Consider the following 14023-nt stretch of genomic DNA (forward strand, 5'->3'; position numbering starts at 1 on the left):
AATTTTGTTAGCTAATGCCTAAGAACGCATTCACAATACTGAAGTAAATCCACATACCAGAAATATCGACAATCGACGCCAGTAATGGGCTAACAAGTACTGCGGGATCTAATTTACATGCTCTAGCAATAATCGGTAACACACCACCAAGTGTTGTTGATATGCTGATTTGAATAAACAATGCCACAGCAACCGCACTGGCAATAAGCTCTAACTCAAAGCCCCCAGTGGACATACCATCACTGAAAAACATCACTCTTGCGACAATAACAAGCGCAATCACCAAACCAATAATTAACGCCACTCTGCTTTCTTTCCAAAGTACTGACAACCACTGACGCTTTTTAAGCTCTCCAGTGGCGAGTGCTCTAATCACTAAGGTTGCCGCTTGAGCCCCAGTGTTACCACCAGCAGCTGCAATAACAGGCATATAAATCGCTAACAGCATTAATTGGCTCAGGGTATCTTCATAACTGGCAATAATTAACCCTGATACAATCCCTAACAACGCTAAACCTATAATCCAGCCTATTCGCTGCTGAACGTGGGCGAAAACCCCTGTGTTTAAATAGCCTTTGTGGGGTTCAACCTCTGAGAGAATGATCCCTAACTGATGAGCAAAATGCCTTGCTCTAACATCTTCACCAACAATATCTAATTCAGCAATCAACTTTTGCACATGCACAACAGAGCACCCACCAAGAATATTAACTGCGTCTTCAATAGGCATTGAGGTCAACAACGCTATTTGTTCATCTTGAGTGTATTGAGTAAATATTTTGGTATTTGGGGTAGGCTCTTCATTCGGTAATGACACTGAATCATAAGCTAAAGCTTTATTCATTAGCTTCATGGTATATCTCTCTATCATGTATAGCTTAACCAACCAATTGATAAACGGCAGGTATTATCCATTAGCCACCTTTAAAAGATGCTAATCATTTTAAATACAAATGTATTTGTGGTGTCGAGTAGATATTTGGGAGAAAAAATAAAAAGATAACAGCATATTGAATGTGTTCTAAGCCACTGAAGGGCTCGACAAAATTGACAGGCCGACAGGTGTTATTTTTCTCCCTTTCTACTAGGAGGATAGTCGGTCGTTTTCATTCTCGTCTCCAATTATGACTGGCTATTCCAGCGCCGCGTAATATATCAAAGAGATAGGGAAAGTAACAAGAAACCAAGATGTGAAAAAGCCAAAAATAACAAAGGTATGACACAAAATCAAAGTCAGTAAACAGAAGCGGTTTAGCCTCCCTTTATTGATAACAAAAAATCAATCAAGGTTTCAGCGGGAGCACTAAACCAAACTGTCTCTGGCTTTAATTAAAATCTATTGTAAAAGTCTATAGTTAAGGACTAATGCAATGAGCTTATGTAAAGTGCTTATTTAAAACGTTTAGGCAAAAAAACTATGCTCTACCAAATAGCCACTGTTTGATAGATTTTCGTCTGTACCAAAGTAACAAAGCGAAGATGCCAATATAAATACTGGGTTCGATAATTTCAGATTTAACTGACCAGTAAAAATGGATCGGCGCGAGTATTGCCATAACATAAATCCAATTATGCAAAGACTGCCAGCGTTTTCCCAGTTTACGCTTTACCGCTTGAAAAGACGTTAAAGCTAACAGCGTAGCAATAATCAAACTGGCAGCGCCGACTAAAATATACGGACGTTTAACAATCTCTTCAAACAAAAATCCCCAAGCAAAAAGCAAATCTAAACTAATAAAGGCGGCAATATGTAAACAAGCATAAGCAAACACATATAAGCCCACTAACCTTCTAGTTTGCAGTAGCAAGCCTTGCTTAAATCGCTTAGCAAGCGGTGAAATTAGCAAGGTTACCACTAAAGCATTCAGCGCGCCCATGCCAGTATAATGAATAATATACTGCACTGGATCACCACCAGCATTATCAATTAACACCATCAAAACTAGATAAATTATTGGGCTTAAAAAACTAATATGCAGGCATACTTTAAGCCAAAATAATCCTCTTTGAGTTAAGCGCTTCAATAGAACTTCCTTAAATCTAAACCTTTATACAGATCGGCTACTTGTTCACCATAGCCATTAAACATTTGTGTCGGAATACGTTTCGCTGAAAATAACCCACCCTCACCAATACTTCGCTCAGAGGCTTGTGACCACCTTGGATGATCAACTTGCGGGTTTACATTGGCATAAAAGCCATACTCATGTGGTGCCAATTGGTTCCAACTGGTTGGTGGCTGTTTATCTGTTACGCGAATTTTAACCACTGATTTAATGCTTTTGAAACCATACTTCCACGGTAGAACTAAACGCACTGGCGCTCCATTTTGTGGCGGTAAGGTTTTGCCGTAGAGTCCAACGGCTAAGAATGGTAATTCATTCATCGCCTCAGCAATCGTTAATCCTTCAACATAAGGGTAATGAATACCCCCGCCCATTAAACGATTTCTTTGACCAGGCATCTGATCTGGGTCGAATAGAGTTTCAAATGCAACATGAGTCGCTTTATTCGACACTCCTGCCATCTTAAGTAATTCAGCTAATGAAAACCCTACCCAAGGAACAACCATCGACCATGCCTCTACGCAGCGTAAACGATAAATCCGTTCTTCAAGATCAAATTTGGTGGTTAAGTCATTCAAATCGAGCGTTAACGGCTTATCCACTAAACCCTCAATCCTGAGCTCCCATGGATTAACTTGAAACTGCTGTGCATTGTCAAACGGATCTTGTTTGCTGGTACCGAACTCATAGAAGTTATTATGGCGAGTGATTTTATCTTCGGGGGTTAAACGATCAACTATTTGGAATTGATTGGGTTTACTGTAATCAAGTCCCTGTACAGCAAAAGGAGGCTTTTCTTCGCCGCCAAACAAATCAAATAATCCTGCTTGAACTTGTCCTGGTAAACTTGCCCCTAAAGCGCCAAGACCAAGTGCTTTAATGATGTTACGTCTATCACTAAATACACTTTCAGGTGTCACTTCATTTTCCTTAAGAGACCAAGAAGGCGTATTGCCAACGCCCTTAGTAAAGCCTTTTTTAGACACCATAAACTACTCCTTACTATTCCCGAAAAACGAGATTATTCACTGCGATTAACTATAAGACAGTTTAATACGAATATAAATTTCAAAAAGTTTAGCTTTTGAGTTTATTAATTAAGCGCTTAAGTATTAAATCCACTTTAACTCCCTTGCGCCCATACTAGCGGCATGAGAATCTTAAGCATCATTTTTATCTGGTTGACATCATGACGCTTCCTACTTCTTTATCTATCGCTGAAATCATCGCATTATCCGCAGCGGCCTTTTTAGGCTTACTTATAGGCGCATTACTTAATCAACGGTTAACTCGTCAACGTTGGGAACAACATCGAGACAAAATTGCGGCTGAGATGACTCAGCAACAATCCGATTTTGAGATAAAACAGCAGCTATTAGCGCAACAGATTGAAGACAAAGAACAAGCACTGGCTCAAACAAGAGAAAGATCAGAATTACTCATTGCCCAATTATCAAAATTAGAAGCTCAAGCCGAGCGTATTCCTCAATTAGAACAAACCTTAGCTGACGGCCAGCGTAAGTTCATGGAGACTCAACTGGCGCTTTCCAAATCAAATGCAATGCAACAAAGTATTCAAACCCAAGCGAATACCGAAAAAGTCGCATTGAATGACAAAATAGCTTTACTAGAAAGTGCAGAAGAAAGATTAAAGCTTCAATTTGAAAACCTTGCTAATCGTATTTTTGAAGAAAGAAGCGAAAACTTTAAACAGCAAAATGTCACTCAAATTGATGGTGTTCTAGGGCCGCTTAAACAACAACTTGAAGGGTTCAGACAACAAATCCGTGAATCCTATACTCAAGAGCAAACTGAGCGAAGTGCTTTAAAGCACCAACTTGATCACCTTAAAGATCTCAACCTTAAAATGAGCCAAGATGCGATTAACCTCACCAAAGCGCTTAAAGGTGACAATAAGCAGCAAGGTAATTGGGGTGAAGTTATTCTCGAGCGTGTACTGCAAGAAAGTGGTTTGCGTGAAGGTCATGAATATGACACCCAGCAAGATTTAAAAGATGAGCAAGGCAAACGCTTTAAACCTGATGTCATTGTTCACCTTCCAGAGCAAAAAGATGTGGTCATTGACGCAAAAATGTCACTGGTAGCCTACGAGCGATTCTTTAATAGTGATGATGAAATCGTCCAACAGCAAGCGATTAAAGAACTGGCCTTATCGATTCGCCAGCACATTAAGGGCTTAAGCCAAAAGGATTATCACAAACTACACGGTCTTAAGAGCCTTGATTATGTGTTGATGTTTATTCCAATCGAACCTGCATTTTTATTAGCACTTGAGTCAGACCCTGCTTTGGTAAGCTTTGCCCTTGATCATAATATTATGCTTGTCAGTCCAACAAACTTATTAGTTGCTCTGCGCACCATTAACAATATTTGGCGTTATGAATATCAAAATCAAAATGCTCAAAGCATTGCCGCTCAAGCAGCTAAGATTTACGACAAGCTATGTGGTTATGTTGAAGACATGGACAAATTAGGCCGCGCGTTAGAAACCGCAGACAAAACATATCAGCAAGCAATGAGTAAATTGTCACAAGGTAAAGGCAACCTAATAAGGCAAGCACATATCATGCAAAACCTAGGGGTCGAAACCAGTAAAAATTTAGATCCACAACTCATTAATAAAGCATTAGATGATTCAAAAGAGCACTAAAGGGTATTTTAAAACGATTAAAACCGATTTAGCAGCGCATAAGTGAGCATTTGCACTATTATTTTTGTTGAGCTTACCTGAAACACAGGGTAGAAATACTTAAGCCGTATTATTCAAACTGGCGAATAATACCAATACTATAAATACTAAAGTTGAGTTTTCGCAACGAAGTCGTACTGAGACGGAGATCTCATTATTATGCGTAACATGGTGTATTTTTCAATTGTCACGGTTGCTCTGCTATTTTTGCAGGGCTTTAGTCATTGCGTTAGCGCTAAAGAAATCACTTATAGCGCTCAACAGCAGCTTTATCTGGATGCACGTATAGCACTGGATAAAAAACAAATGAAAACTTACCAAAAATTACGCCAGCAGCTTGGTGATTACCCACTTAATGTATACCTTGATTATCATGAAAAAAGTGCAAGCATATCAAACCTTAATGGCAAGCAAGCCCATCAAGCCATAGAAGCATTCAATCAAACCCCGCTATACAATACCCTGCGCTATCGGTATTTGAAAAATGCAGGTAATCGAAAACAGTGGGACAACTTTCTTGCCATCTCACCGACGGTCCCTAACGATACAGCTTTGCAGTGTTATTACTTTCGCGCCCAATTGTCCCAAGGTAATGAAAAAATTGCCTACGACGGCGCAGAAAGGTTATGGCAATATGGCCGTTCTCGTCCAAAAGAGTGTGATGTTTTATTTAGCGAATGGACTAAAGCAGGTAAGCGAACTCAAGCATTAATATGGTCAAGAATGCTATTAAGCTTTAATGAAAGCCAATACGGTTTAACTCAATATCTGGCTAGAAAGATTACTAAGAATAAAGCTGAAGCAGATCTGCTTATTTCGGTTTATCGCGACCCAAATAGCTTGCGTCATACTCGTAAGTTTTCGTCTAAATCTCCCATGGTTGGCGACATTGTCACTGTAGGGCTGCGCAAACTGGCACGCAAAGATTTAAAACAAGCAGTCAAACTTTACAAAAAGTATGACAAAGCGAATCGCTTTAATGCCATTAAAGGACAACAACTTAATCGTTATATTGTCCGCCGTGCTTTAATCTACAAAGAAGCTGATTTACTTGAACATATCGACGCGAGCTTACCTATATTAGACTCAGATGACTTGTTTCAAATTCGTCTACGTTGGGCCATTAGTGAAAAAGACACTGCCACCATTAAACATTATCTCGCATTACTAAGTGACGACGTGATTGATGATTCCCGCTGGCAATATTGGCAAGCACGCTATCTTGAAGAAAACGCTAAAAATGATGCCGATAAACAAACATCAGCACAGATTGCCAAACAGTTAAGTCAAGCGCGTAACTTTTACGGTTTTCACACCGCACAAACCATCAAAGCGCCCTTGGCAATGAACGATGACAACTTACAGTCAAACCCTGTTCTTGCCGCGAGATTAAATGATGATCCAGCCATGGCGAGAATTATTGAACTGATTGCCATGGATAAAACCCGTGATGCTCGCAATGAGTGGGTGCACATGCTTCGCAGGCAGAGCAATCCAATGCGTGCAGAATATGGACTATATGCCCTTGAGCAAGGCTGGTTTGACTATAGTGTTGAAGCCAGTATTCAAGCAAAGCAATGGAACAGTTTACAGCTACGTTTTCCACCTGCTGCCCAAGCTGAATTTGAAAAGGCCAGTAAAAAATATAAGGTCAACATTGACGAAGTGCGCGCTATCGCACGGCGTGAAAGCGCATTTTACCCCTATGCTACATCAGGTGTCGGCGCCCGTGGTTTAATGCAACTAATGCCAGCAACCGCTAAAGAAACCGCGCGAAAAAACAAACTTACATTTAAACGTAAAACTGATTTATATCAGGTTGATTACAACGTACAACTGGGCAGTGCCTATTATGCTGAACTACTTAAACAATTCAATAATAATCGCGTATTAGCCTCTGCCGCTTATAATGCTGGGCCACATCGCGTGAAGCGTTGGCTTAAAGAATCAGACGGTAAGTTAGACGTAATGAGCTTTATCGAAACGATTCCTTATAAAGAAACCCGAGAATACGTCCAAGCGGTACTCAGTTACCGTTTGATATACCAACAATCCCATAGCCCTGAAAGCAGTATGTTTAGCACTAAAGAGCTTAATTTTATGTATTAAATGTTTTGTACAAAATTAACACAAGATTTAATAAACATTTACAGCTTAATGCCGTTAAGTGCTTTCCTTCTAATTAATGACAAGGTAACGTTATAGTTTCGATGTATTTGTTAACAAATATGGCCGAACCATTTGTTAACTAACGGAGTCCTGAGTGCCAGCGTCAAAACTAAAACAATTATTATCGCAATTAGAAAGTGTATTACTGGGTAAACCTGAACAAATTAAACTGGCGGTTGCCTGTATTTTGGCAAAAGGTCATTTATTAATTGAAGATTTACCCGGCATGGGTAAAACCAGTTTATCCCAAGCGCTTGCCACCTCTTTAGGCATGAGCTATCAACGCATCCAGTTCACCAGTGATATGTTACCTGCCGATATTCTTGGGGTATCAATTTACCAACAGGAGCAGCAAGAATTTACTTTCCATCCTGGTCCCATTTTCAATCAGATGTTGCTAGCTGATGAGATCAATCGTGCAAGCCCTAAAACACAAAGTGCATTGCTTGAAGCCATGGCTGAGCGCCAAATCACCTTAGACAGCACCACTCACCCATTACCAAAACCTTTCTTTGTTATCGCAACACAAAACCCTATCGAGCAATCAGGTACTTTCCCCTTACCTGAGTCACAATTAGACCGCTTCATGATGCGTATTTCGATTGGTTACCCAAATGAGCAAGCAGAACTGGAAATGCTCAAAGGACTCACTTCACGAAATACTGCTGAGCCTTTAGCACAATGTTTTACACCCAATGAACTCATCAGCTTACAAAATCAGGTACAAAAGGTCAGTGCTTCTGATGCTGTGCTTAAATACCTTATTCATTTAGCCCAGTTCTCTCGCCAGCAAGCCGATGGTAATGGCCTGTCACCTCGAGCGAGCATTGCTTTATTGGCCGCAGCTAAATCATGGGCATTTATTCATCACCGCAATTATGTAGTGCCTGAAGATATCCAAGCGGTATTTCACTGCGTGGCTGAACACCGTATTCGCACTAATAATCAGTTACAAGGCCAAGCTTTGTCAGATCATATTCTTGCTAGTGTTAATCCAATTAGTTAACTAGCATGAAAAAATCAGTAAAGACTGAAGCCCATTATCAGCCTAAGCCCAAATGGTATATACGCTTTATTCCCCAAAGAATTAAGCAACGTTGGGGCCGCTGGCTGAATAAGCGGATCCCTCCCAATAAACAGGTTACCCTGACTCATAAGAGTATATTTATTTTACCCAGTGGCTTTGGCATAGCGTGGTTTATGCTTATTGGCGTGCTGTATCTTTTTGGCACTAACTATCAAAATAACTTAGTTATCGGTTTAAGCTTATTACTGGCGAGCCTGCTGCATACCTGCATTATTTACAGTTATAAAAACCTCGCAGGGTTAACTTTAACATCGCAAACGCCACCAGAAACCCAAGCTAACCAAAGCATTGCTTTTCCTGTGACCTTAACCAGTAAAGCAAAACCAGATAACAAACATACCAGTCATCAACAAATCTGCCTTAACTTTGCAGAGCAGCGACATGTGCGCCTGACTGATTTTGGCGAATCTAGTCAATCAAGTATCACATTCACACCTCAAGAACGCGGTCGTTTCAATCCCGGGCGCATTAAGGTGTCATCTAATTTTCCATTGGGTCTGTTTCGTACTTGGTCTTATGTTGATTTAGATATTCACCAAATTATTTATGCCGAGCCAAAAACTAGCCAGGTCTCGTTAACCAGTCTCGATGACGATAACAGCAGCGAGTTTGAGCATGGGAAATTACAATCTGGCGTCGATGATTACAAAGGCTTAAAAACTTATGTAGAAGGTGAATCATTAAAACAAGTCGCTTGGAAACAGTGGGCTCAAGGTCGAGGAATGCTCACCAAAGAATTTGCTCAGCCAGAAGGAAAACCAGTGTGGTTAAGCCTGGACGATACCGATGGTAATAGCCTTGAACAAAAACTCAGCAAATTGGCATGGCAAGTTAATGTACTATCTCAAGGGCAACAAGTATTTGGTTTAGCCCTTAAGCAACAAGTGATTGAACAAAATAGTGGTGAAATACACCGCAAACAATGCCAGCAATTAATCGCCTTATATGGCAAAAAAATCACTGATTCAGCGGTAGAAACAGGAGTCAATGATGAAAAGTAATGACTCATTGTCTCAAAAAGCTCAGGCGAAAAATGATAAAAAGCAATTTATCGAGCAAGATAACTTTAACGAAAACATAGGCCGAAATACCCTATTTTGGTTGTTGATGACTAATGCATTAGTGCTATTTCCCCTTTATCAAGATGCCACCTTATGGAGCATTGGCATTTGCGGTATTTGTTTTGTTTGGCGTGTCGGTATTTATTTCGGCAAGGTCGCCGCACCGCCCAAATTACTGGTTACCAGTCTTGCTGTTGGCGCCGCAGCCACCTTGGCATTGGTGGCTAAAGAAATCGGCATGCTTAATGCGCTGGTTAACTTACTTTTACTTGGGTATGCACTTAAATACATAGAAATGCGTCAAATACGCGATGTAAAAGTCGTCGTGCTAGTGGGTTATTTTCTTATAGCGTTCGCCTTGCTTGAACGACAAAGCATTTTAGACACCATTCAATTGCTGTTTGTTTGTCTTGTTAATACCTGTGTGCTGATCAGCGTGTATCAACATAGCAGCCGCAAAATAAACTTAAGTTTTGGATTCAAACTTTTTTTGCAAAGTTTGCCGCTGGCGCTATTACTGTTTGTGGTATTTCCAAGGCTGCCACCTTTGTGGCTTGCACCAAGCATGAAAAACGCAACAACGGGCCTTTCGGATGAAGTATCACTGGGCGATATCAGCAAGCTAACTCGCTCTCCTAGTCTCGCATTTCGCGTCGGCTTTGATAACGAAACCAATAACACCGATAAATTACAATTAGTTCCCAATGAGCAACTATATTGGCGCGCGCTCGTGATGGAAAATTACGACGGAACAACCTGGAAGCAATCAAATTTCAGAAAGAATGAACAGCGGATTTCATACGGGCCTTTACCTAAACGTAAATTGCCGCATACCATTGAGCAGTCGAATCCATATAATTACCAAGTTATCACTGAGCCAACTTATCAAAAATGGCTGTTTGGTTTAGATCAATCTTTTACCAACACAGAACAAGTGGCTGAACTTAATGACTTTCGACTGTTTTCATTACGTAATATCGACCAACGCTTTAGCTACCGCGTCACGTCTTACCCTAATAGCTCACTTGAATTGTCATTACCACCGATAGCCAAGCGGATAAATTTGACTTTACCAAAAGAAACGAACCCTAAGACACAAGCATTAGCTCAACAATTTGCCAAAGATTACCCTCTCCCACGTGATCGTATCAACGCGATGATGGCCTATTTTGCAGAGCAACCTTATTTCTATACCTTAAGTCCACCGCCCATCGGTGCTAACCAAGTGGATGATTTTCTATTTGATAACAAAGCTGGTTTTTGTTCCCACTATGCTTCAGCGTTAGTGTTTATGGCACGTTCAAGTGGCATACCAGCACGTATGGTGGCAGGTTATCAAGGCGGCGAATACAACCCTAAAGCCGGTTATTACAGTATTTACCAATATATGGCACATGCTTGGACAGAAGTCTGGTTAGAAGGACAAGGCTGGGTCCGTTTTGACCCAACAGCGATGATTGCCCCAAATCGAATTTTAGATGGCTTTGATGCCATGTTTGCTGGCCAAGATAGCTATTTACAAGACAGTCCATTTACCAGTTTACGCTTTAAAGAAATCCCTTGGCTTAACAACATCCGCTTGCAATTGGCCAGCTTAGATTTTTATTGGAGTGTTTGGGTTTTAAGCTTTGATGAAGAGCGCCAGCAACAGGTATTAAGTGAGCTGTTAGGCGAAGTAAACAGCAGTAAAATTATTGTTTTAATGATTATTAGCTTTAGCATTATTGCTTTAATCATTGCCTATTTTGCTGGCGTGTTTACTGTTCGCCCAAAACAAGACCCGATCATTAAACGTTATAACCTGATTTGCACTAAGTTAGCTAAAAAAGGTTACTCACGAAACACCATGCCACCCCAAGCCTTTGCTACTTTTATGCATCACACAGTGAGTGAGCAACAACCACAATTAGCCGAAGATTTTAACAAGATGACAGAGCACTTTATTGCACTGCAATATCAGCAGTTGAGTGATAAGCAGATAGAACAACATCAAATCTTGTTTAAACGCTACTTTAGAAAGGTAAAAATGGGCTTGTGAGTTTAATTTTGGAATTCATGATGCAAACGCTTGCCAATAGACCATATATACAATTAATCCATAAGGTTATGAAATGAAAAAAGTACTAATATTACCGCTATTATTTATGACGTTTAGCGCACCTGTAATGGCCGAAGAAGCCGCAATAGACAAAATGTTCAAAGTCATGAATATGGACACTCAGATGAATGGCGGGTTCGAGGCAATGCTCCCTGTCATTGACCAAATGTCTGCCCAGTTTCAATTAAATGAAGCAGGTAAAGCAGAACTTAAACAAATCTTCCGCACCTGGTTTAATGAAGATATTGATCGCACCAAAATAATCAATGAAATTAAAGCACTGTATTCAGAGTCTTTCACAGATGATGAACTTAAAGCAGTCACTGAGTTTTACCAAACTCCTGTTGGTCAAAAATTCTTAGAGAAATCCCCTCAGTTGATGCAATCGGGCGCACAAATTGGTATACAAGAAGCACAATCTAAACAAACTCAACTGATGGAACGAGTTCAGCCATTTCTAGAAAAACATAGTGTTCAGCATTAATCATTTATATTCGTTTAATTGAGTAAAGTTAAAGATTAACGTCGTGGCGCTTCGCCCACACCAGACCAAAAGGGTATCAACAGCGATACCCTCTTTGAACACCCCGCTGCCCCTCCGAAAATGCTGAAAAGCGCATGATTTTCGATGGGGGTTGATCCAGCTTTTGACGTCGTTTGTTGCTAACTTCGGTCTTAGTCGAAAATGCTAACGCTTCCGATGGTTCATCCATGCACCGCGAAAGCTAATCTCACATCCATGTGAGCTTCACGCTATTTTCTCTGCGTCCTCAATTCAAGTTGAGCCTTGTAGATTTTTTGTTATCACGAATGGAGTTAAATCGAAGAGATAAAAAATTAGGTGTAAGCGCGGCAGTGACCGTCCATGACAAGGACGTCATGGCCGAGCTTTCAGGGACGAACTTGCAGCGTGTCACAGTCGTGCTTGCACAAAGGCCTGCGACAGGCAATTGATTAACTTGAAGCTATGGTGATGCATAACCTAACCAATACAACTATGGTAACTTGCCAATGCCCTAAAGCTGATAATTGAAAAAATAATTATGGGTGTCACAGTTATTTTTATAAGCAGATAGAACAACATCAAATCTTGTTTAAACGCTACTTTAGGAAAGTAAAAATGGGGGTGTAGGGTTAGTTATTTAATCATATTTCAATAGCTTAATCCTATAAAACTAGTTTAAAGTCGTGGCGCTTCGCCCACACCAGACGAAAGGGAAACAACAGCATTTCCCTTCTCGACATCCCTTGCCGCCCCTACGAAATAGCTCTGGAAAGCGAGCAAGCCTCATGCTTATTCGAAAATAGCTAACGCTTTAGAAAGGCCATCCATGGCCAACTAAAGCTAGCCTGACGTCCTGTCAGGCTTACGCAATTTTCTTCAACGCATTTCAGCAATTTCAATGGGGACATGTTTGACCGGCAGGTTCATTTGTTTAGTTAAAGCCTAAATAGAATTTTTTAAAACTGTGAATGCCCAATTTGAATTGAGGTAAGCAAGAAAAATACATGAGCCTAGCCATGGCCTTTCTCGCACATCCATGTGCTTCAAGGCTTTTAGTGCAACCTGCACTTAAGATTCCAGCTAGCTTTTGAGGAAAAGGGACGCCCCATTGAAAGCGTTAGTTATTTTTGAAGCTTACCGAAACAGCCTACAAACAAAGTTTAACGCTATGAATAACTCCATTGGAAGTTTCTCTTTTTAAACTAAATTGGAGTGAGTGTTCCAAGAGGAAATTGCTGTTACTTACTTTCGTCGGATTTGGGTGGAAAACCCACGATGTTAATTCAAACAGAGTTTGGAAATAAATTAAGCCACCAACATCAATACTCATTAATCATTTTTGATACTCGTTTATTCAACGTCACTCTGATAGAGTGCTTATAAATCATAATGTTACTTCAGTAAGTTTTTCAAAAGATTTATAAAACATGTGTGTTTTGCTAAAGAGATGCACGCAATACAAAGTTACACTTAGCAAGAGTAGATAGAACCCTGAAAGCGATGAAACAACAAGGTGCTGAATATTGTGATAATAGATCCATCACCAAAAGTGTCAGCTACTTGTTTATCTAAGATAAACAAGTAGCTGCTGCCGTACAACCTTTCAACTGCGTTAAGTTTTAATCCCAATTTGACTTAAAGTGAGGCCATTAGTGAAACCAAAAGATATCGGCAAAGCCTATGATCAAATTACTCATCTTTGGGCTAATGAAACGTTTAATATGGCTAATGGTATTGAACAGCACAAGAAAGCCATCGGCTTTATTCAAAAGCGAGGAAACGCTTTAGACATTGGCTGCGGTTGTACTGGGCGTTTTACTGAGTTGCTAAAAAATGAAGGCTTCACAGCTTCTGGGTTAGATGTTTCAATTGAAATGCTTAATATTGCGCGTGAAAAACAACCTGATATAGACTTTATGCAAGCTGATATTTGTGAGTGTGAGTTACCAGAGAAGTACGATTTTATCACTGCATGGGACAGCATTTGGCATATCCCATTAACTGAACAACGTAACGTACTCACTAAAATAGTAAAGATGCTCAATATTGGTGGTGTATTTATATTTTCGTTTGGTGGTGTAGAAAAAGAAGGTTGTCATACTGATAACAATATGGGGCCTACAGTCTATTATTCGTCTCTTGGTACTAATGGTTTTTTATCATTATTGATTGAACTTGGTTGCACGATTAAACATGTAGAGTTTGACCAATACCCTGAAGTTCATACGTATCTTATTGTAGAAAAAACCGAACTATAAGCTATAGCAGCATAGTTAGTAGTGAGGGAGAAGTTAACTTTATTTTGTTCTCATATGGATGACCCATGT

At 40.2% G+C, this 14023-nt stretch carries 10 protein-coding genes; 7 read left to right on the top strand and 3 right to left on the bottom strand.

Features of this window, described 5'->3' with window-relative positions; all coding sequences use genetic code 11:
* Positions 1–7: 7 nt before the first annotated feature.
* From Q4600_RS12235 to msrP, 3 genes are all read right to left on the bottom strand, one after another.
* Positions 8–853: a magnesium transporter gene (locus Q4600_RS12235; protein ID WP_303516553.1), complete on the bottom strand. Its 846-nt coding sequence runs from the start codon at positions 851–853 to the stop codon at positions 8–10.
* 562 nt (positions 854–1415) lie between these two features.
* Complete coding sequence (gene msrQ, locus Q4600_RS12240; RefSeq protein ID WP_303516555.1) at positions 1416–2024, bottom strand: protein-methionine-sulfoxide reductase heme-binding subunit MsrQ; 609 nt, start codon at positions 2022–2024, stop codon at positions 1416–1418.
* Positions 2021–3055 carry a protein-methionine-sulfoxide reductase catalytic subunit MsrP gene (msrP, locus tag Q4600_RS12245; RefSeq protein ID WP_102528337.1) on the bottom strand — a complete coding sequence of 345 codons (1035 nt, stop codon included), beginning with the start codon at positions 3053–3055 and terminating at the stop codon, positions 2021–2023. Before msrP ends, msrQ begins: the two co-directional genes overlap by 4 nt.
* A 200-nt stretch (positions 3056–3255) precedes the next feature.
* Here msrP and rmuC point away from each other — a divergent pair, with 200 nt between their 5' ends.
* The 7 genes from rmuC to Q4600_RS12280 all read left to right on the top strand — a co-directional run bounded on the left by rmuC (position 3256) and on the right by Q4600_RS12280 (position 13954).
* Positions 3256–4737 (top strand): DNA recombination protein RmuC, encoded by a 1482-nt coding sequence (gene rmuC / locus Q4600_RS12250; protein WP_102528336.1) that lies wholly within the window; start codon positions 3256–3258, stop codon positions 4735–4737.
* Between the two features lie 198 nt (positions 4738–4935).
* Entirely contained in the window at positions 4936–6885 is a 1950-nt protein-coding gene (locus tag Q4600_RS12255) for a transglycosylase SLT domain-containing protein (protein ID WP_303516558.1), read from the top strand.
* 154 nt (positions 6886–7039) lie between these two features.
* On the top strand, positions 7040–7951 hold the full coding sequence (locus Q4600_RS12260) for a MoxR family ATPase (protein ID WP_303516560.1): 912 nt from the start codon (positions 7040–7042) through the stop codon (positions 7949–7951).
* A 5-nt stretch (positions 7952–7956) separates the two neighbouring features.
* Positions 7957–9033 (top strand): DUF58 domain-containing protein, encoded by a 1077-nt coding sequence (locus tag Q4600_RS12265; RefSeq protein ID WP_303516561.1) that lies wholly within the window; start codon positions 7957–7959, stop codon positions 9031–9033.
* Positions 9023–11131: a DUF3488 and transglutaminase-like domain-containing protein gene (locus tag Q4600_RS12270; RefSeq protein WP_303516562.1), complete on the top strand. Its 2109-nt coding sequence runs from the start codon at positions 9023–9025 to the stop codon at positions 11129–11131. Before Q4600_RS12265 ends, Q4600_RS12270 begins: the two co-directional genes overlap by 11 nt.
* A 73-nt stretch (positions 11132–11204) precedes the next feature.
* Positions 11205–11675: a DUF2059 domain-containing protein gene (locus Q4600_RS12275; protein WP_303516563.1), complete on the top strand. Its 471-nt coding sequence runs from the start codon at positions 11205–11207 to the stop codon at positions 11673–11675.
* A 1673-nt stretch (positions 11676–13348) separates the two neighbouring features.
* Positions 13349–13954, top strand: a complete 606-nt coding sequence (locus tag Q4600_RS12280; protein ID WP_303516565.1) for a class I SAM-dependent methyltransferase — start codon at positions 13349–13351, stop codon at positions 13952–13954.
* Positions 13955–14023: the final 69 nt, after the last annotated feature.

The sequence above is a fragment of the Shewanella sp. 2_MG-2023 genome (assembly GCF_030548905.1).
Classification (GTDB): domain Bacteria; phylum Pseudomonadota; class Gammaproteobacteria; order Enterobacterales; family Shewanellaceae; genus Shewanella; species Shewanella electrodiphila.